Origin of the sequence: Paraburkholderia sp. RL17-368-BIF-A (assembly GCF_046054045.1) — a bacterium.
Classification (GTDB): Bacteria; Pseudomonadota; Gammaproteobacteria; order Burkholderiales; family Burkholderiaceae; genus Paraburkholderia; species Paraburkholderia graminis.
Window position 1 is genome coordinate 11,416 of sequence record NZ_JARESN010000017.1, and the last position, 18,964, is coordinate 30,379.

General features: G+C 63.7%; 15 protein-coding genes. 11 read left to right on the plus strand and 4 right to left on the minus strand.

The annotated features are described in order from the left end of the window. Positions 1-246 precede the first annotated feature (246 nt). Positions 247-3,837 carry a DNA polymerase III subunit alpha gene (dnaE, locus tag P0D87_RS24830; RefSeq protein WP_053857751.1) on the plus strand — a complete coding sequence of 1,197 codons (3,591 nt, stop codon included), beginning with the start codon at positions 247-249 and terminating at the stop codon, positions 3,835-3,837. Between the two features lie 13 nt (positions 3,838-3,850). On the opposite strand, the gene P0D87_RS24835 is transcribed toward dnaE, so the two are convergent. After that, positions 3,851-4,636 (minus strand): glycosyltransferase family 2 protein, encoded by a 786-nt coding sequence (locus tag P0D87_RS24835; RefSeq protein WP_053857752.1) that lies wholly within the window; start codon positions 4,634-4,636, stop codon positions 3,851-3,853. A gap of 239 nt (positions 4,637-4,875) precedes the next feature. On the opposite strand from P0D87_RS24835, the gene msbA reads away from it, so the two are divergent. Then, complete coding sequence (gene msbA / locus P0D87_RS24840; protein WP_006048347.1) at positions 4,876-6,669, plus strand: lipid A export permease/ATP-binding protein MsbA; 1,794 nt, start codon at positions 4,876-4,878, stop codon at positions 6,667-6,669. A gap of 147 nt (positions 6,670-6,816) precedes the next feature. On the opposite strand, the gene P0D87_RS24845 is transcribed toward msbA, so the two are convergent. Further along, positions 6,817-7,149 (minus strand): hypothetical protein, encoded by a 333-nt coding sequence (locus P0D87_RS24845; RefSeq protein WP_006048346.1) that lies wholly within the window; start codon positions 7,147-7,149, stop codon positions 6,817-6,819. A gap of 249 nt (positions 7,150-7,398) precedes the next feature. Between P0D87_RS24845 and P0D87_RS24850 the strand changes: the two genes are divergently transcribed. Then, entirely contained in the window at positions 7,399-8,316 is a 918-nt protein-coding gene (locus P0D87_RS24850; RefSeq protein WP_029969958.1) for a recombination-associated protein RdgC, read from the plus strand. A 192-nt stretch (positions 8,317-8,508) separates the two neighbouring features. Here P0D87_RS24850 and P0D87_RS24855 read toward each other — a convergent pair whose 3' ends face one another. Continuing rightward, positions 8,509-8,973, minus strand: coding sequence for a VOC family protein (locus tag P0D87_RS24855; protein WP_006048344.1), 465 nt, complete (start codon positions 8,971-8,973; stop codon positions 8,509-8,511). Between the two features lie 174 nt (positions 8,974-9,147). Then, positions 9,148-10,824, minus strand: a complete 1,677-nt coding sequence (locus tag P0D87_RS24860) for an SH3 domain-containing C40 family peptidase (protein WP_053857753.1) — start codon at positions 10,822-10,824, stop codon at positions 9,148-9,150. A 204-nt stretch (positions 10,825-11,028) separates the two neighbouring features. On the opposite strand from P0D87_RS24860, the gene P0D87_RS24865 reads away from it, so the two are divergent. From P0D87_RS24865 to P0D87_RS24900, 8 genes are all read left to right on the plus strand, one after another. Continuing rightward, positions 11,029-11,454, plus strand: coding sequence for a TOBE domain-containing protein (locus P0D87_RS24865; protein WP_006048342.1), 426 nt, complete (start codon positions 11,029-11,031; stop codon positions 11,452-11,454). A gap of 87 nt (positions 11,455-11,541) precedes the next feature. Then, positions 11,542-12,042 carry a free L-methionine (R)-S-oxide reductase MsrC gene (gene msrC / locus P0D87_RS24870; RefSeq protein WP_006048341.1) on the plus strand — a complete coding sequence of 167 codons (501 nt, stop codon included), beginning with the start codon at positions 11,542-11,544 and terminating at the stop codon, positions 12,040-12,042. A gap of 102 nt (positions 12,043-12,144) precedes the next feature. Beyond that, positions 12,145-13,794 carry a putative bifunctional diguanylate cyclase/phosphodiesterase gene (locus tag P0D87_RS24875; protein WP_053858977.1) on the plus strand — a complete coding sequence of 550 codons (1,650 nt, stop codon included), beginning with the start codon at positions 12,145-12,147 and terminating at the stop codon, positions 13,792-13,794. 103 nt (positions 13,795-13,897) lie between these two features. Then, on the plus strand, positions 13,898-14,137 hold the full coding sequence (locus P0D87_RS24880) for a type II toxin-antitoxin system ParD family antitoxin (RefSeq protein WP_006048339.1): 240 nt from the start codon (positions 13,898-13,900) through the stop codon (positions 14,135-14,137). Continuing rightward, positions 14,137-14,361: a chemotaxis protein CheB gene (locus tag P0D87_RS24885; protein ID WP_408637072.1), complete on the plus strand. Its 225-nt coding sequence runs from the start codon at positions 14,137-14,139 to the stop codon at positions 14,359-14,361. The genes P0D87_RS24880 and P0D87_RS24885 overlap by 1 nt, the downstream gene beginning before the upstream one ends. After that, positions 14,321-17,281, plus strand: coding sequence for a CheR family methyltransferase (locus tag P0D87_RS24890; RefSeq protein ID WP_408637070.1), 2,961 nt, complete (start codon positions 14,321-14,323; stop codon positions 17,279-17,281). The genes P0D87_RS24885 and P0D87_RS24890 overlap by 41 nt, the downstream gene beginning before the upstream one ends. 2 nt (positions 17,282-17,283) lie before the next feature. Next, complete coding sequence (locus P0D87_RS24895) at positions 17,284-17,661, plus strand: response regulator (protein ID WP_006048337.1); 378 nt, start codon at positions 17,284-17,286, stop codon at positions 17,659-17,661. A gap of 190 nt (positions 17,662-17,851) precedes the next feature. Then, positions 17,852-18,871 (plus strand): chemotaxis protein CheB, encoded by a 1,020-nt coding sequence (locus P0D87_RS24900; protein ID WP_053857755.1) that lies wholly within the window; start codon positions 17,852-17,854, stop codon positions 18,869-18,871. Positions 18,872-18,964: the final 93 nt, after the last annotated feature.

Sequence of the window (18,964 nt, forward strand, 5' to 3'; positions counted from 1 at the left end):
GAAACCCATATTATCCCTCAAGCCGGCGCTTTCCCCGATTCGGCCAAACGGCCAGGCGCTTGCGTTAGCGCAAACGCCGGCCAAACTTACGCGCCTGTATGTCGCTGCACGATGTCGCTGCACGAACAAAGCGACGCGCAGAAAAGCCTGGAAACTGTCGACGCCCGCGGCTCTCGCGGCAGCGTCTTAGGCCGGTTGGCTAACACGCGGTTTTGCGGCTGAAATCTCCGGGAGGCTGGGGTTACAATGTCGCCCATGTCAGATCCCCGCTTCGTCCATCTCCGCGTCCACTCCGAATTCTCGATCGCCGACGGCATCGTGCGTCTTGACGACGTCGTCAAGGCGGCCGCCAAAGACGGTCAGGGCGCGCTCGCTCTCACCGACCTCGGCAACGCGTTCGGTCTCGTTCGTTTCTACAAGGAAGCGCGCGGCAAAGGGGTCAAACCCATTGCCGGCTGCGACGTCTGGATCACGAATCCCGACGACCGCGACAAGCCTTCGCGCCTGTTGCTACTGGTGAAAGACCGGCGCGGCTATCTGAATCTGTGCGAGTTGCTAAGCAAGGCTTCGCTCACGAACCAGTATCGCGGACGCGCGGAAATCGAGGCCGGCTGGTTGGAATCCGGCCTCGGCGAAGGCTTGCTTGCGTTGTCGGGCGCGCAGCAGGGCGACGTCGGCTTGGCGCTTGCCGCCGGCAATCAGGAGGCGGCCAAGCGCAACGCGCTGCACTGGGCGAAGGTGTTTCCGGGCGGCTTCTACATCGAGTTGCAGCGCTGCGGTCAGCCGGGCGGCGAGCAGTACGTGCAGCAGGCGGTCGCGCTCGCGGCGTCGCTGAAACTGCCGGTGGTCGCCACGCACCCGATGCAGTTCATGACGCCCGACGACTTCACCGCGCACGAAGCGCGCGTGTGTATTTCCGAAGGCGACATCCTCGCGAATCCGCGGCGTCAGAAGCGCTTTACGCCCGAGCAGTATTTCCGCACGCAAGACGAAATGACCGCGCTGTTCGCGGACATTCCGTCGGCGCTTGCCAATACGGTGGAGATCGCCAAGCGCTGCAATCTCACACTCGAACTCGGCAAGCCGAAACTGCCGCTCTTTCCGACGCCCGACGGCATGTCGCTCGACGACTACCTCGTGCATCTGTCGAAAGAGGGCCTGGAAAAGCGTCTCGAGCAGTTGTACCCCGATGAAGCCGAGCGCGCCGCGCAGCGCGACACGTATTACCAGCGGCTCGAATTCGAGTGCGGCACGATCATCAAGATGGGCTTTCCGGGCTACTTCCTGATCGTCGCGGACTTCATCAACTGGGCAAAGAACAACGGCGTACCGGTGGGGCCGGGCCGGGGTTCGGGCGCGGGCTCGCTCGTCGCGTACGCGCTCGGCGTGACCGACCTCGATCCGCTGCGCTACAACCTGCTGTTCGAACGTTTCCTGAACCCGGAACGTGTGTCGATGCCCGACTTCGACATCGACTTCTGCCAGCACGGCCGCGACCGCGTGATCCAGTACGTGAAGGAAAAGTACGGCGCGGACGCCGTCTCGCAGATCGCGACCTTCGGCACGATGGCGGCGAAGGCGGCGGTGCGCGACATCGGCCGCGTGCTCGATCTCGGCTATATGTTCACGGACGGCATCGCCAAGCTGATCCCGTTCAAGCCGGGCAAGCACGTCACGATTGCCGACGCGATGAAGGAAGAGCCGCTCTTGCAGGAGCGCTTCGACAACGAAGACGAAGTGCATCAGTTGCTCGAGCTCGCACAACGCGTCGAAGGTCTCACCCGTAACGTCGGCATGCATGCGGGCGGCGTGCTGATCGCGCCCGGCAAGCTGACCGACTTTTGCCCGCTGTACACACAGGGCGACGAAAGCGGCGTCGTGAGCCAGTACGACAAGGACGACGTCGAAGCCGTCGGCCTCGTCAAGTTCGACTTTTTGGGCCTGACCACGCTCACGATTCTCGACTGGGCCGAGCGCTATATCCGCCGTCTCGATCCGTCGAAGAAAGACTGGTCGCTCGCGCAAGTGCCGCTCGACGATCCCGCCTCGTTTTCGATTCTCAAGAAAGCGAATACGGTCGCCGTGTTCCAGCTGGAAAGCCGCGGCATGCAGGGCATGCTGAAGGACGCGCAGCCCGACCGTTTCGAAGACATCATCGCGCTCGTCGCGTTGTATCGTCCGGGCCCGATGGACCTGATCCCGAGCTTCTGCGCGCGTAAGCACGGGCGCGAAGTGGTCGAGTATCCGGACCCGCGTGTCGAACCTGTTCTGAAAGAGACCTACGGCATCATGGTCTACCAGGAGCAGGTGATGCAGATGGCGCAGATCATCGGCGGCTACTCGCTCGGCGGCGCGGACTTGCTGCGTCGCGCGATGGGCAAGAAGAAGGCCGAGGAAATGGCCCAGCATCGCGAGCTGTTCCGCCAGGGCGCCGCGAAGAATGGCCTGACCGGCGAGAAGGCCGACGAAATTTTCGACTTGATGGAGAAGTTCGCCGGCTACGGCTTCAACAAGTCGCACGCGGCCGCGTATGCGTTGCTCGCGTATTACACCGCGTGGCTGAAGGCGCACCATCCGGCGGAATTCATGGCGGCGAATATGTCGCTCGCGATGGACGACACGGACAAGGTCAAGATCCTGTTCGAAGACTGCATCACGAACAAGATGACGGTGCTGCCGCCGGACATCAACCTGTCGGCGTATCGTTTCGAACCGGTTGCGGAGCCTGACGGCAAGCGCTCGAAAACCATCCGCTACGGCCTGGGCGCAATCAAGGGCAGCGGGCAGAATGCGATCGAAGAAATTTTGCGCGCGCGCGAAGACGGTCCGTTTATCGACATCTTCGATTTCTGCAACCGGATCGACCGTCGCGTGGTTAATCGCCGCACGGTCGAAGCACTGATTCGCGCCGGCGCGTTCGATACTTTGCATCAGAATCGCGCGCAACTCATCGCGTCCGTTTCGCTCGCGATGGAAGCCGCCGAACAGGCGAGCGCGAATGCGTTGCAGGCCGGTTTGTTCGATATGGGCGACGCGCCGTCGCAAGGCCACGAACTCGTCGACGAACCCGAGTGGCCGGAAAAGAAGAAGCTCCAGGAAGAGAAGGCCGCACTCGGCTTTTATCTGTCGGGCCATCTGTTCGACGCCTACAAGGACGAAGTGCGGCGCTTCGTGCGGCAGAAGATCGGCGAATTGAAAGAAGGGCGCGACAAGCTGGTCGCGGGCATCATCGCGTCGCTGCGCACGCAGATGACCCAGCGCGGCAAGATGCTGATCGCGCTGCTCGACGACGGCACCGGTCAATGCGAAGTGACGGTGTTCAACGAGACTTTCGAGGCGAACAAGCAACTCTTCAAGGAAGACGAGTTGCTGGTCGTGCAGGGCCAGGCGCGCAACGACGCGTTCACGGGCGGCATCCGCTTCACGGTGGATACGGTCATGGACCTCGGCCGCGCACGCTGCCGTTACGCAGAGGCCGTGAAAGTGAAGATGAACGGCAACGCCGACGCGCTGGCGCTGCGGCGCGTGCTCGAAGCGCATAGCGCGGGCAAGGATGAGCCGCAGGCGGCGCCGGCACCCGCGGCTTCGGCGCGCGGCAACGGCGGCGGGCGCAATGGCGGTAGCGGCGGCTTCGGTGGCGGCTACGGCGGCGACAACGGACGCCAGCGTCAGCCGGTGCAAATCCCGAACGGGCTCGCGGTTCAGATCGTGTATCGAAGCGAGAATGCCGAGGGCGAAATGCGTCTTGGCGACGCCTGGCGCGTGAAGCCGACCGACGAATTGCTGGCCGATCTGCGCGGCCAGTTCGCCGGCAGCGCGATTGAGATCGTGTATTAAGGGTGTGTCGCTGCTACGGGCGTTGCTTTGAGCCGGGCTTCGAACGCGACGCTTCCCCGAGTCGCGCAAGCTTCAGAAACCGGTAGTACACCGTCTCCGCGTTGAACATCGCGATCATGAAGCCGGCGCGGCCGTCCAGAAAGCCTCGGCGCAACAGGTAAGTCCGCACAAAGGCCCACGCGCCGCGGCCAAGCGCCTTGCCGAAACTGCCGCGCTGGCCCGCCGCATGACGCTGCAGCGCGCCGGCGCTCGAATAGGCATCGAGCTTGCGCAGCACGGACTCGAAGTCCTCGTACGAGTAGTGCATCAGCTTGCCGGTGAGGCGTTGCGCGGGCGTGTCGAAGACAAGCCGTTCGTGAACGAGGTCGTCGGAGAAACGCGCGGCGCCGCGCTTGAAGAGGCGCGGAATCCAGTCCGGATACCAGCCGCTGTGATGAATCCAGTGCCCGCAAAAACTCGACAGACGGTCTACCGCATAGACGTCGGCGGTGGGTGCCGCGAGCGCCGCGCGAATCGACGCGGCAAGCTCCGGCGAAACGATCTCGTCGGCGTCGAGCGAGAGAATCCAGGCGGTGTTGAGCGCGTCCACCGCGCGGTTCTTTTGCGGGCCGAAGCCTGGCCAGTCGGTCTGTTCGATCACCTGGGCGCCGTGCGCGCGGGCAATGTCGGCAGTGCCGTCGACGCTGCCGCCGTCGATCACGACAATCTGGTCCGCAAAGGCCACGGACTGCAGGCATTCGGCGAGCCGCGCCGCCGCGTTTTTGGTGATGATGGCGACGCCGAGGGTAGTTTCTTGCATACCTGAAGTGGTGATGGCGAGTGGCGTGAAGGCGGAGCGACGCAAGGGATCGCGCGGTGAGGCGCAACGGGCCGCGCAAGTATACCCGGGCAATACGATGCTTCGGCAAGCGGCGCAACCCCCCCAAAAAACGTCGGCCGAGCGTCAACACCAACCGTTTACAATGCTGCTTTTCGATCTTCGCGCCGCGGGCAGCCGGTCGCCGGCGCGAATCTCGTTCCGCATTCCCAGAGGATTCCTTGAGCGCGAAGCCAACGTTAAGCAAACCCATCGGTGAAGGCGAAGCGTCGTCGCCCGCCGTCGTTTTCCGGCGCCTGTGGCCGTTCGTCAAGCCGCTCTTGTGGGTGATCATCGGGGCCATTATCGCGATGGCCGCAAGCGCCGCCACCGACGCCGCCATTCCCGCGTTGCTCAAGCCGCTGCTCGACAAAGGTTTCGGCGCGCATGCAAGCGATAACGCGAAATGGTTCGTGCCCGTCGCCGTGATTGGCCTCGCGCTGATTCGAGGCGTGTCGCAATATGCGTCCGGCTATCTGCTCGCGTACGTCTCCAACAAGATCCTGCTCGAACTGCGGCTGCGCATGTTCGACCGCATGATTCACACGAGCGTCGCGTTTTTTCAGCGCGAAACCGCGAGCACGGTGATCAACGCGATCGTCTTCGAGGTCAACCAGATTCTCAACGTGCTGTTGAGCGTGTTGGTCACGCTGGTGCGCGACTCGCTCACGGTCGTCTTCCTGCTCGGCTATCTGTTCTATCTGAACTGGCGGCTCACGCTGATCGTCGCGGTGCTGCTGCCGGGCATCGGCTGGCTCGTCGGCAAGATCAATCGCCGGCTGCGGCGGCTGAACCGCGAGCATCAGTTGCTGACCAACGAGCTGTCCTACATCGTCGAGGAAACCGTGGGCGGCTATAAGGTCGTCAAGGTTCATAACGGCGAGAAGTACGAGATGGACCGCTTCTCGTCGATGAGCAAGCGTCTGCGCGGCTACGCGATGCGCATGACGGTCTCGGGCGGACTCGCTCAACCGCTGACGCAGTTCCTCGCGTCCATCGCGCTTGCCGTCGTGATCACGATCGCGGTGGTGCAGTCGTCGTCGGATCAGACCACGGTCGGCGGCTTTGTCGCCTTCGTCACGTCAATGCTGCTGATCATCTCGCCGCTCAAGCATCTGATGGATGTGAACCAGCCGCTGCAGCGGGGCATGACGGCGGCCGAGCTGATCTTCGGCCTGATCGACGAACCGGCGGAGCCAGCGGGCGGCGGCAAGCCGCTCGAGCGCGCGCGCGGCGAAGTGGAGTTCCGCGACGTCTCGTTCATGTACAGCGCCAACGCCACGCACAATCGCCACACGCTGGACAAGGTTTCGTTCAAGGTGGCGCCGGGTGAAATGGTCGCGCTCGCGGGTCCGTCGGGCAGCGGCAAGACCACGCTGGTGAACCTGCTGCCGCGCTTTTTCGATCCGACCGGCGGCGAGATTCTCGTCGACGGCGTCGCGCTTCCCGAATACGACCTGCACGCGCTGCGCAGCCAGATCGCGATGGTGAGCCAGGACGTCGTGCTCTTCAACGACACGGTGGCGAACAACGTCGCTTACGGCCAGACAGCCGACCGCGACAGGGTGACCGCGGCGCTACGCGCGGCCAACCTGTGGGACACGGTCGACGCGATGCCCAACGGCATCGACACGCTCGTCGGCGACAACGGCATGATGCTGTCCGGCGGCCAGCGCCAGCGTCTCGCGATCGCGCGCGCCATCTACAAGGACGCGCCGATCCTGATTCTCGACGAAGCCACGTCGGCGCTGGATTCGGAGTCCGAGCGCCACGTGCAGGCCGCGCTCGAAACGCTGATGAAAGGCCGCACCACGCTCGTCATCGCGCACCGGCTGTCCACCATCGAGCGCGCGAACCGCATCCTTGTGATGGAGGCGGGGCATATCGTCGAGTGCGGCAGTCATCGGGAACTGCTGGCGCAGAACGGGTTGTACGCACATCTGCATCGGATTCAGTTTCAGCAGAGTGCGGCATAAACGTCCGGCAGTTGCGCCGTCTGCCAGCCGCATCTCCGTTCCACGGTTCTGGTTACCCGACCGGGCCGCGGGACTTGCTGGAAGATGGCAACGCTGGCTTGCTAGTGCCGATCGGCGTGCCGTTGCCGGGTGATTGACGACAGACGCTCAAACACCGCCCGTGACCAGCGGCAGCACGGTCAAATCCGGATGCGTGCCATCGACAATGCTGCGTCCCACGTGCACGCCTTCGTACAGCGCGTCGTCCTTGCTGGCGAAGCTTTCCTCGCCGTCCGCATGAAACGGGACCGCGTGACCGGGAATCGACGGGTCCGCGCCCGGATGACAGACGTAGCCGACATACGTGTAGCGGTTATTCGCCTCGTTCGGCGGCGCGTAGGACGCGTTGCCTTCGTCCGGCTCATTCTTTGGCATGAGCGCCACGTGAATCTCGAAGCCCTCGTATTCGACCATTTGCCAAGGTGCGGTTTCGTCGGCCATGGCCGCCTCCGTCTTCGTCGCGCATATCGGAAAGTCTAGGCGATTTAGCGGCGAAGCGCGGGCCTCGACGACTACGGCAAAACCATTAAACGATTACGGCTTGACCGCGCCTCAGACGAATGGCCACCGACGCAGCACATTGCGGACTTTTCATGAAGCCCCAGCGGACATCGGCCAATTGGCCACCGCAGTTGCTTGACCAGCGCCGTCATATAGAATGACGCGCTTTGCCCGTCGGACATCTCGCCTATGTGGTTCAAAAACCTACAGCTTCACCGTCTTCCCGCTCCGTGGTCCGTCACGGCGGAACAAATGGAAAAGTGGCTCGCGCCGCACGCGTTCGCGCCCGGCAATAGCGTCGAAATGCAAAGCCACGGCTGGGCGTCGCCGCGCGATAACGACTCGCTCGTTTATGCGCTGAACGGCCAGTTGCTGCTCACGTTCCGCACGGAGAAGAAGCTGCTGCCGGCTTCGGTCGTCACGCAAGTGACGAAAGCGCGTGCCGCCGAACTCGAAGAGCAGCAGGGCTTCAAACCTGGCCGCAAGCAGATGCGCGAACTCAAGGAGCAGGTCACCGACGAACTGCTGCCGCGCGCCTTTAGCATTCGTCGCGATACGCGCGTGTGGATCGATTGCCGCAACGGCTGGCTGGTGATCGACGCGGCGTCACAGACGGTCGCCGACGAAGTGCGCGGCCTGCTCGTGAAGTCGATTGATCAGTTGCCGCTCGGCACGGTGCGCGTCACGCAATCGCCGGTCGCGGCCATGACCGAGTGGCTGCTTTCCGGTGAGGGGCCGAGCGGCTTCACCGTCGATCAGGATACCGAATTGCGCTCGCCGACCGAAGGCAACGCGACGGTCCGTTACGTCGGCCATACGTTGGACGCGGAAGATATGCGCCGTCACATCGAAGCGGGCAAGCAATGCATGCGGCTCGCGATGACGTGGAAGGACCGCGTGTCGTTCGTGCTGACGCCTTCGCTGACGATCAAGCGCATTGCACCGCTCGACGTGCTGAAGGAAGCAAGCGACCCAACCGCTCAAGGCGACGACGAGCTGTTCGATTCCGACTTCACGCTGATGACCGCGGAGCTCGAGCGCATGCTGGGCGATCTCGTCGATGCGTTGGGTGGTGAAGAGGGCGATGCGATGGCGCGGGCGGCTTGAGAGAGGGGCGGTTTGCAGCGGGGAAAGTTACCCACAGATTCTGTTTGCAAGGCTGTGCATAACTACCCCGCAATCTCCGCAACTCATTGACGCGCTGGCCGTTTTTGCAGAGACATCGAAGTTGGGCACGCTTGCGCGCGCCCGGCTTTATAACGGCCCACACCGACCATCGTCGCCAAACGGCCGAAGACCTTACTTCATTGCCGCCATCGCCTGCTCGATCTCTTCCTTGCTCAGATCGCGCTTGTGCGTGGCCAGCGACCAGCTATGCCCGAACGGGTCTTTCAACTGGCCGTAGCGGTCGCCCCAGAACATGTCGGTGACCGGCATCTTCACGGTCGCGCCGGCATTGACAGCTTGCTGAAAACTTGCGTCGACATCTTCGACATAGTGGTGAATCGTCACCGGCGTGCCTTGCAGATGATTCGGGCCGAACGCCTGGTGCTCCGGCCATTCGTCGGTGAGCATCAGCATTGAATCGCCGATTTTCAGGCAGGCGTGCATCACCTTGCCGCCCGGCCCTGGCAAGCGGAACTGCTCGACGGCGTTGAAGGCTTTTGTATAAAACGCGATGGCTTCGGCGGCGTTGGCGCAAATCAGATACGGCGTGAGCGAGTGCATCCCGTCCGGGATCGGTTTGACAGCGGGGCTGCTCATGACGGCGACTCCTTGAAGTAACTGGTTCGTGGATTGAAAGTCCGACTGTTTCAGCGAGCCTTTCAACGTTACGACGAACGCGTCGCCACCGAATCGACACTCCGAAAAAAATATTTCGCGCACGTACGCACGTACGCGCCCCGGCTATTAGTCCTACGGATCGTCGACGAGTCGTTAGCCCGCCGGATTGTCCTCATCAGCCGGTGCGGCGGGCGTCGGCGCGGAACCCGGCGAAGGCGCCGACGCGCCGGTCGGCGCACCGAGTATGCTGATCTGGAACGTCGGCGTGCCCGCGAGCGATTGCAGCGTCGCATCCTCGGGAATGTGTTCGAGGAGCGGCAGAATCACCGAGCCGCCGATCACCGCGCGCCGGCTGTTGTCGGACGGACGCAATCCCCAGATGTCCTGATAAACCACCGGCACGGTGACGCCGTTGCGAGTCGTATTGCCGATGTAAAGCATCACATGCCCGCCGATGTAGATCAGCGTGCGCAGCGGCACGCCATGCGCGGCCAGATAGTCGAGCCGTTGCGCGGGCGTCGACGCGGACAGATCGATCATGCGCCCGGCGCTCATCTGCGTGGACGAATGGCGCGGCAGCCACACGCCAAAGGTCGCGAAGATGCTTTGCAGTTCCGACGAACAATCGTTGTAGAGGCCGCTGTTGCCCCAGCCATAAGGCCGGCCGATCAGCGCTTTCATCAGCGTCGCGAGATGGCGCGGCGTGGCGGCGAGCGGCATCGGCGCAATCTGCGTGTCGTCGAGTTCGGCCGTGCGGATCAACGCCTCGCCTTCCGCGCCGCGCGCGGGCACGAGGACTGTGCGAGGCGTCGGCGGTGGAGGCGCGGCATTGGCGTCCATGCCCGCCTCGTTGTCGTTCGAACTCACATCGGACGCTGGCGCGGAAGCCCGCATCCTCCCCCGCACCGCACGATCCGCCGACGCCGCCACCAACGGCAGCAGCGTGCCCGCGGGCGCCTCGAAGCGGAACACGCCGCGGCTATCGCGCACCGGCGTAAAAGCGCCGATCACCGCACCGAGCGATTTCGCACTCGCGGCGCGCCAGCTATCGACGAAACGCTCGCTCGCCATGCCGACGCCGTCGCTGCGCACCCAGCCTTGCACATCGGGCGTCTGCACGTAATGCCATGCACCGTCGACGCTCGTACCGAGCACATACAGCGGCGTGCCCGGCCGCACGGCGGAGATTTGCAGGTTGTCGAACGGATAGCCTTCGCCGGCCAGACGGTGATCGTAGAACGACGGATCGGTGGTCGGCAGTTCGCGCACCATCAGATTGGTGGTCGCAATCGCGCGCCGTGCCGGCTGGTAGACCGGCGCCTCGGTGAACTGCGCGACGTTCATGTTGCGCGCGATGGCGTCGATCCACGCCTTGTCGTGCGGACGAAAGTTCTCGCCATAACCGATGCCCGCGCCGCTCTTGCCGGTATTGTCGAAGCGGGCGATGCGGCGCTGCTGCAGCGCGGCGACATCCGCGCCTTGCTGGCGATAGACGCGCATCGTCACATACGCGGAGTTCCACGGCGACGGCGCGCTCGTCCCGGTGCCGAAGTAGCGGGCGTAAAGCGCCTGGAAATGCGCCTGCTGATCGGCGGGGCTCAGGAACGGCTTGTCGTAGCCGGCGCTGTCGGGCTCGAGCCAGTGATCGACGTTCTGGTCGTAGGCGGCGAGCGGAAAGAGCGTGAGGTTATCGGCGGCGATTCGCGCGTCATGCGTCTGGGACGGATTGCTGCAAGCGGCCAGAGCCGCGAGCGACGCGAGCGCCATGAACGACGCCACACGGCGCCAGGCATGCGGCAACGCGTGTGCAATGCGGGCAACGCGGACCATACGAACAACGCTCACAACATAAACAACGCGCCCAAAATAAACAACGCGCACAACGCGAAAAGGAACGGCTAAAGACATGAGTTCGGCAAAGAGAGTGCAAGGGAGACTGCAAGGGCACGATGATACGGCGTTGCGCCTTCCATTACACTTGACCGCCAGCTAAAGCAACACATCAGCGCTTCCCAAACTCCAAAGGAGCCCAACATGAAAACGAGCGCACGCAATCAGTTCGCAGGCGAAATAGTTCAGCTCACGCACGGCGCCGTCAACGACGAGGTCACGCTGCGAACCGCCGACGGCCTCGACATCGTCGCCATCATCACGCACGGCAGCGCTAAAACGCTTGGGCTCGCCGTGGGCAAGCAGGCGTTTGCGCTGGTGAAGGCATCGTCGGTGATCGTGATGGTCGACGTATCGAAGGACCAGGTGTCGGCGCGCAATTGCATCGCGGGCACGGTGACCGCCGTGACGACCGGCGCGGTGAATTCCGAAGTAACGATCGGCGCGGGCAGCGCGCAGATCGCCGCGATCGTGACCAACGAGAGCGTCGAGCGCCTCGGCCTCGCGGTCGGCCAGGCGGCGACGGGAATCTTCAAGGCGTCGAGCGTGATCGTCGGCGTCGAGTCGTAGTGGCCGCATTCCAGTGATCGAGCAAGCTGCTTGCTTTACACTGGAGCGCCACGTTGCATCGTTTCCCGCCTTCATCACGGACCCCTCATGTTCGAAGTCTCCTCCGCATCGCACTTGCCCAAGGCCGCGCAATACGAAGAACTCGTCGCGCAGGCGCGCGCGCTTCTCGCCGGCGAAACCGACTGGATCGCCAACGCGGCCAACTTCTCGTCGTTCGTGTTCCATTCGTTGAGCGATCTGAACTGGGCCGGCTTTTACTTTCATGACGGCCGCGAACTGGTGGTCGGGCCTTTCCAGGGCAAGCCGGCGTGCGTGCGCATTGCGCTCGGCAAAGGCGTCTGCGGCACGGCCGCGCAAACGCGCGAGACGCAGATCGTGCGCGACGTCCACGAATTCCCCGGCCACATCGCGTGCGATTCGGCGTCGCAATCGGAAGTTGTCGTGCCGCTCGTCGCGCCCGACGGCACGCTGATCGGCGTATGGGACGTCGATAGCCCGGTCCTCGCGCGCTTCGACGAAGAAGACGCGAAGGGCATGGAGGCGCTGTGCGCGGTCTTCATCGAAGCGGCATTGCCGCGCGCGTCGTAGTCACCGCACAGACACCGCGTTTTGAACACGACCCACGCCGGCGGGACGCAAGCTGAGTCGCGTCTTGCACAAGAAGCGCCGGCCTCGGCACTAGCCGCCGCACTGACCGCCGCTCCCTTCGGCATGTTCATTTGCGACGAGCGCGGCACCTTTCAGTTCGTCAACGCGGCGCTCGAAAAGCTGACCGGATGGAGCGCCGACGAACTGATCGGCCGGCGCAGCTTCGAATCGCTGCACGATTCCGCCGAACTCACGAGACGCCGCGCCGAACTGCCGTCGCTCGCGGACATCGACGCTCGCTACGAGGGCGAATGGACGTACCGGCGACGCAGCGGCACGCCGGTGCGCGTCGTACTCGCGCTGTCGCCGCTGCCTGCATGTTCCGACGCCACAGCCTGCCACGCGTCCGACGCGCGTTACGTCGGCGTGGTCGTCGACATGACGCGCTATGCGCAGTCCGAGGCGCGCCTCTGGTACGTCTCGCATCACGACGGCGTCACGCGTCTGCCGAATCAGACGCTCTTCACCGAACGTCTCGAGCTGACGATCTCACGCTGCGCACGCAGCCACGCTTCCTTTACCGTGCTGATCGCCGAACTCGATCATCTGCGTAAGCTCCGCGATGCGCTCGGCCTGCATGCGGCCGAACTGGTGCTGCAGATCGTCGGCGAACGCTTGCGTGGACTTTTTCCCAACGACGGCACGATCGCGTCGATCGGCGGCACGCAGTTCGCGCTGCTGATCAACGAAACCGGCGCCGCCGCCGACGCATTCGCCGCGGAGGCGCTCGCGCGCATCGCCGAGCCGATCGACTATGGCGGCACGGCGCTCAACATCGCGGCGAGCATCGGCATCGCCGCGTATCCGGACGACGGCGGCGACGCGGCCACGCTCATGCGGCGCGCGGGCGTTGCGCTGTCGGCGGCGTCGGCGGTGAACGGCAATGCGGTCCGGCGTTTTTCGACGGCGCTCGAAGGACAGGCCGCGCGCCGCTTCCAGATCGAGACGATGCTGCGCGAAGCGTTGGAGCGCCGGCAATTGCACCTCGTGTATCAGCCGCAGGTGACGCTCGCCAACGGACGCATCGCGCAAGTCGAAACGCTGCTGCGCTGGAATCATCCGCAGCGCGGCATGATCAGCCCGGCGGAATTCGTGCCGGTCGCCGAAGAGTCGGGCTTGATCGAGCAGATCGGCGAGTGGGTGATCCGCACCGCGTGCCGCGAAGCGGGCAGGCTGCGGCGGTTGACCGGCAACTTGCCGCGCGTGGCGGTCAACGTGTCGCCGCAGCAGTTCCGGCGGCCGGACCTGTTCGACACGATTCGCGACGCGCTCGACCAGGCCGCGCTCGATCCGTCTTACCTGGAAGTGGAGATCACCGAAGGCGCGTTGCTCGGCGACGTGGACCAGGCGCTGGAAACCTTGCACGCGTTACGCGAACTTGGGGTGGAAATTGCCGTCGACGACTTCGGCACCGGCTATTCCAGCCTCGCCTATTTGACGCGTTTTCCGTTGAACCGCCTGAAGATAGACCGCTCGTTCGTCGCGCGCATGGGCAACGATCCGCAAAGTCTTGCACTGGTCGGCGCGATCATCGCGATGGCGCATGCGCTGGAGTTGCGCGTCACGGCCGAAGGCGTCGAAACACCGGAGCAGGCCGCACAATTGCAGACGCTCGGTTGCGACGAGGCGCAAGGCTTCTGGTTTTCGCGACCGGTGACGGCATCGGGACTGCGGAATTTGCTCGGGCCGTAGAACCGCGTTCAAGCGCCGCCAAGTCGGAAACGTCTGCAAAAATTCATGCCAGGTGGGAATCGCAAGGGTAGTATAAACAACCACCCTCGCGATTCGAAACGCCATGCCGGCCAAGTACGCAATAAGCATTAGCCTGACGGAGCATCTCGCTTCGTTTATCAAAACAGAAATCGCCTCTGGCCGTTATGGCACGGCCAGCGAAGTCGTGCGCGCGGGCCTGCGCCTGCTTCAGGAACGAACCCCCGGCCGCGCGGTTGCGGACGACAGCGACGGCACCGCGAGCCTCAAGCGCAAGCAGCGCGCCCGTGCGCGGGAACGCGCTCTGCTGGCGGAGAAGTCATGATGCCAGCAAATAACTTTCCAGTAGTGGGCGTGGGCGCTTCAGCGGGGGCTGTCGAAGCACTCGAAGGATTTTTCCGCGGCATGCCGCAAGCCCCCGGCCTTGCATTCGTGATCGTCACGCATTTGAGTCCGGACCGCGAAAGCCCTGCTTCCGGAAATCATCGCGCGATTTACGTCGTTGCCGGTGCACGTCATTACCGATGGCATGCAGATCGAAGTCGATAACGTGTACCTGTTACCGACCGACGCGGTGCTGAGCGTCGAGAAACGCGCGCTTCATGTTCAGCCGCAGGATAGTCATCGGCGGGAACGGAAGCTGATCGACGTTCTGTTCAGCAGCCTCGCCGCGGAGTTCGGCGAACTGTCTGCTGGCGTCGTGCTGTCCGGCGGGGATTCGGACGGAACGCTGGGCATCAAGGCCATCAAGGAGCGCGGCGGACTGACGCTCGCCCAGGCGGCTGACGGCTTCGGCCCGCAGCATTCCGACATGCCGGGCAGTGCAATCGCCACTGGACTCGTCGATTTCGCCGTGCCGGTCGGACAGATGGGCGAAAAGCTCGCCACTTTCGCGACCGGCGCGTTCATGCTCGAGGGCCTGGCCGGAAACGCGACCGCGCAAGCTCAAACTTCGGAGTTCGACGCGGCGCGCGAAGCGATCTATGCGATTTTGCGCAACCAGGTCGGACACGATTTCAGCGGCTACAAGGTCAAGACTTTCGTGCGCCGCGTGCAGCGGCGCATGCAGGTTCTGGAGATCGACACGCCCGACGCCTATGTGGCGCGGCTATCCACGGACTCCGAAGAAGTCACGGCTCTGTTCCGCGATCTGCTCATCAACGTGACCAGTTTCTTTCGCGATGCGCAGGCGTTCGAGACGCTCGCGAGCGTCGTGATTCCCAAGCTGTTCGAGGGGCGCAGTTCGGCCGACACGGTTCGCGTGTGGGTGCCCGGCTGCGCGACCGGCGAAGAAGTCTATTCGATCGCGATTCTGATGCGCGAGCATTTCGACGGCCAGGCCGATACGCCGCGCGTGCAGATTTTCGCAACCGACATCGACGACGGCGCGCTCGCGGTGGCACGCGCGGCGCGTTATCCGTTAGCGCTGCTCGACGGCGTTTCCGAGGAACGCCGGCAGCGCTTTTTCCGGCTCGAGGGCAGCAGTTATGTACTGGCCAAGGACGTACGCGATCTCTGCATCTTCTCGCCGCATAGCGTGATTCGCGACCCGCCTTTTTCGCGTATCGACCTCGTGTCGTGCCGCAACCTGCTGATCTATCTCGGCGCCGACGTGCAGAACCAGGTGATCCCGACGTTTCACTATGCGTTGCGTCCGGGCGGCTACCTTTTTCTCGGCACGTCGGAGAACGTCAGTCAGTTCGACGAACTGTTCGTGGCTGTCGAGAAGAAGCACCGGATCTTCCGCCGTCGCGCCGACGTGTCGCCGCAGATCCGTTTGCCCATGACCGTCTCTGCGCTGCGCGTCGGGCATCCGGCCGCGCTCGCGCCCGGCCGGCCCGTGCTCGGCAGCGGCGCAATGCGTCATACGGTCGATACGCACATGCTCGAGCGGTTCACGCCGCCGCACGTGCTCGCCACGCGCGACGGCGACGTCGTCTACTTTTCGAGCCGCACCGGCAAGTATCTGGAAGCCGCGCCTGGCGTCCCGTCGCGCCAGCTCTTTGCGATGGCGCGCAAGGGTCTCGGCCTCGACCTGCGCTCGGTGTTCCGCGAAGCGGTCGAATCGGGCAGAGCGGTGACGCGCGACGGCGTCGCGGTCGAGGGAGAAGACGGCCGCGTGCAGATCCTCAGTCTGACGGTCGAGCCGCTGAACGGAAACCCGCAGAACGAGCGAATGTACCTCGTCGTGTTCGCGGATCAAGGCCCGGGTCTGAGCCGCGAAGAAGCCATCGCGCGCGCGCAGTTGCCGCGTGACGGCACGGTGGCCGAAGCCGAAAAAGAATTGCGCGACACGCGCGAACGCTTGCAGTCGATGATCGAGGAATACGAAACCGCGCTTGAGGAACTGAAATCGTCGAACGAGGAACTCGTGTCGGTCAACGAGGAACTGCAGTCGTCCAATGAAGAACTGGAGGCGTCGAAAGAAGAACTCGTTTCGCTGAACGAGGAACTGCATACCGTCAATCTCGAACTGAACGGCAAGATCGAAGCGCTCGACCGGGCGAACACCGATCTGCAGAATCTCTTTGAAAGCACGTCGGTTGCGACCGTGTTTCTCGATCGCGACCTGGTGATCCGTTCGTTCACGCCGGCGATGAACGGCATCTTCCACATTCGCCCGACGGATCGCGGCCGGCCGATCACCGAACTCGCGAGCCGCCTCGATTTGCCGGGGCTCGAGAAGGACATTGCGACCGTCTTTCGCACCAATGCGCCGCGCGAACGGCACGTGAGCAGCAACGACGGGCTGACGCACTTTCTGATCCGCCTCGCGCCGTATCGCAACGGCGACCGTGCAACGGACGGCGTCGTCGTCGCGTTCGTCGACGTCACGGGAATGGTCCATGCTGAAGAAAGGCAGAGTGTCCTCATTGCCGAGTTGCAGCATCGCACCCGCAATCTGCTGGCTGTCATCCAGTCGATCGCACAGCAGACGCTTCCGGCCGCTCCCTCGCTCGAAACGTTCATCAGCCGTCTCGCGGCGCTCGGACGTTTGCAGGGACTTATCGGCGAAGCGAACGGCGATCTCATCAATCTGACCGACATCGTGCGGCTGGAACTGGAGGCATTGGGGGTCGCGGACAGCGAGCGGATCGCCGTGGCCGGTCCGCCTGTGCCGCTCGGATTCCGCAACGTGCAGACGGTCGCGCTGGTGTTGCACGAACTGGCGACGAATGCCGTCAAGTACGGCGCGCTCAAGGATTGCGAGGCGCGGCTCGAAGTCACATGGGACGTGCGCAATACGGCGTCCGGTGCCGCCTCGCTCGTGATCGACTGGACCGAGAGCGGTCTGCGCTCAGTGCCCGACTCGTCGAGAACGGGGTTCGGGCGGCGGCTGATCGAGAAAGCGCTGAAGTTCACGCTGCATGCAACGACTGAACTCGCGTTCAAGACCGACGGCGTCTCATGTCACATTGAGATACCGCTGCCATCGCCACGCGTGCGCAGCGGTTCGCAGGAGGGATAGAAATGGGCAGTGTCGCCAAATTGCTGCAGGGCCGGCGAGTCATGGTGGTCGAAGACGACTACCTGGTTGCGCTGGCGCTGTCGAGTGCGCTCGAGGACGCGGGAGCCAGTGTCGTCGGTCCCATCTCGGGCGCGCAGGAAGCGGTGGCCATGATCGAAGAAGGCAAGGAGCAGGTCGACGTTGCGGTTCTCGACGTGGATCTGAACGGCGAGAAGTCATACCGGGTCGCAGATGCGCTTGTGTCGCGCAATATCCGCTTTGTATTCGTGACCGGTTATGGCGCGGACGCCGTCGATGGAGAGTATCGTCAGTACGAGCGTTGTCAGAAGCCGTTCGACCATCAGATGCTTTTCAGGGCGCTGACAGTCGGCACGCGATAACGGGCGAATCCCGTAGCCGTAGTGCCGCAGGCAATGGGTTGAATCATCGAGGCAAGGACAATCCGTCAGGCGGTCATGACACTGGTTTTAAGCTGAGCTGATGGCGATTGCGCGCGTGCGCAGCCAAAAAGGCGGCGCGCGCCGGACGACAGGCTTGCCATTTGCTGCTCCTCTCCAGCGGAGGGCATTCATGGCAAAGATTTCGAATGGGCGGGACATCGTCGTCGTTGCAGCGTCGCTCGGCGGCCTTCAGGTGCTGAAGAAGATCGTCGGCGTGCTGCCGGCCGATCTTCCGGCGAGCGTGTTCATCGTCATGCACGTCGGCACGTGGCCGAGCCAGTTGCCACATCTGCTTGCGTCGGACAGCCGGCTACCGGTAGTCCATGCATCGGACGGCGAAGCAATCGAGAAGGGCACGATCTACGTCGCGCCACCCGACCGCCACATGTTGCTGCGCGACGATACGGTGGTGCTGTCGACCGGACCCAAGGAAAACTTCGCGCGCCCGGCCGCCGATCCGCTGTTTCGTTCGGCGGCGGTCAATTATGGCGCTCGCGCGATCGGCGTCGTGCTGACCGGCAAACTGGACGACGGCGCGGCGGGACTGAAGGCGATTCACGCGTGCGGCGGCTTCACCATCGTGCAGGACCCGTCGACTTGCGCAGCGCCCGACATGCCCGACGCTGCGCTTAAAGCTGTTCCCCCCGACGTGGTCGCGCCGATTGACGACATCGGTCCGGCCATCGTCAGAGCCTTGACAGACCGCACACCGAGGCGCATCGACATGGACGAAAGCGAGCGCGCCGCGCTGGAACTGAAGATTGCAGCGACCGGCTATTCTTCCCCCGCGGAAATGGAGCGGATCGGCCACCGAACGAGCCTGACCTGCCCGGAGTGCGGCGGCGTGATCTGGCGTATCGGCGAAGGGTATCCGCTGAGGTATCGCTGCCATACGGGGCATGCGTTTTCCGCGATGTCGCTCGAGTCGCGCCAGCGCTCCGGCGCCGAAGACGCGCTGTGGTCCGCGGTGCGGCGCCTCGAAGAAGAACTGCTGCTGGTACGCGACCGGCTTTCGCTCGCGGAAGCGACGCACAGCGACGACGCCGAAGCGCTGCGCGACGAAATAGCTCCGCTCGAGGCAGCGGTCGAGGCCGTCAGGCGCCTGGCGCTCGAGTCGGCCAAGTCGACGAGCAGTCAAAAGGTCGGCTAAGCGCGGCTAAGCCTGCGACACCATTCCAGCCCGGTATGCGTTGAAAAATAGTCCGGGACCAGTTGCTATTGCTGCCACTAAAGCAGCGTGATC